2 protein-coding genes are annotated in these 1,329 nt (G+C 53.4%); both read right to left on the bottom strand.

Annotated elements, in window-relative coordinates; all coding sequences use genetic code 11:
• Window positions 1–643: 3-deoxy-manno-octulosonate cytidylyltransferase (kdsB, locus tag D9738_RS24330; RefSeq protein WP_130261387.1), on the bottom strand; the 643-nt coding region annotated here is incomplete at its 3' end.
• Between the two features lie 9 nt (window positions 644–652).
• The coding region (locus D9738_RS24325) for an SLBB domain-containing protein (RefSeq protein WP_171021423.1) at window positions 653–1,329 on the bottom strand (677 nt) is incomplete at its 5' end.

Genomic DNA, 1,329 nt, shown 5'->3' with positions numbered 1-1,329 from the left:
TGCGAATGTTGATCCCCGCGTTCATCAACCGTAGCTGCTCCAGTGATTCCGCCTGCTCCGGCATGGACTCCGGTAACTGACTGTAGTTTTGCAGCACATCGCGACGATAAGCGTAAATACCGACGTGTTTCAGGTAGCGAGCTTTTTCAGCATTACGCGGATACGGAATCGGCGAACGGCTGAAATAAAGTGCATCCTGGCGGGTATTTACCACCACTTTTACCGTGCTTGGCTCGGTCGCTTCTTCGGCAGAAATCGCGTGGCATAGCGTTGCCACTGGCAACGCGGGGTCATCACGCATTCCTTGCAGCAGCGTTTCTACATCCTGCGGACGAATCATTGGTTCATCGCCCTGCAAGTTAATGTAGATATCTGCATCGACTTTATGCATCACCTCGACCAGCCGATCGGTGCCGGATTCATGATCGTTGCGCGTCATGATGGCTTTCCCACCAAACGCCTGCACGGCCTGTTCAACGCGCGGGTCGTCTGTTGCCACCCAAACTTCCGCAACGCCTGCCACCTGTAACGCACGCTCGTAAACGTGCTGGATCATCGGTTTGCCAACAATATCGAGCAGTGGCTTACCCGGCAGGCGCGAGGAGCCGTAGCGGGCCGGAATGACAATAACTGCTTTGCTCATTTCAATTCCTTACAAAGACAGAATCACTTTTGCACCCACCGCCAGCTGATAGAGGATGGTGGAAATACCACGGGTAACTTCAATGTTTTTCGATTCATATTTCGGCAGAACCATAATCTCATCGCCCGGCTTGAGTGAATCCACATCTTCCGCGTTGACGGCAGCACCGTTCTGACGAATGACGATAATTCTGGCGTTACCCGATTTTTGCGTCAGGCCACCGCATTTCTCGATGTAATCCTCGGTGGTCATTCCCTTCTGCCAGCTCACCGCGTTCGGGAACAGCACCTCGCCATGAACCATAACCAGCGATGTTTTCTCCGGAATATTGATGACGTCGCCATCTTCCAGCAGAACAGAATCAATATTGGACTCGTTGAGGATCACTTCACCTTTCGGAACCACGGTGCGCGCTTTCGCCACAAAGCGGCTGATCAGTTGTGCTTCCTGCATTCGCAGGCTGGCTTCTTCTTTGGTGGAAGACTGGGCGGAAAGAGATGCTTCCTCCAGCTTTTGCAGCGAGAGATTCAGCATCTCTTTCTGACGCTGGGCCACTGATGGGCGATAAAGCTGAACCGCGTTCATCTGCGACATACTGTTCGGGCGGACTTTTTCCAGAACCGCACGCATGGTGGAGCCATATGGCAGCACCATGGCATGTTCGCCAGAGTGCGCGCCTTCAACCC

The organism is Escherichia sp. E10V5 (assembly GCF_004212315.1).
Lineage (GTDB): Bacteria > Pseudomonadota > Gammaproteobacteria > Enterobacterales > Enterobacteriaceae > Escherichia.
Note: the sequence above shows the minus strand (reverse complement) of the source record. Positions and strands in the feature narration are given on the sequence as shown.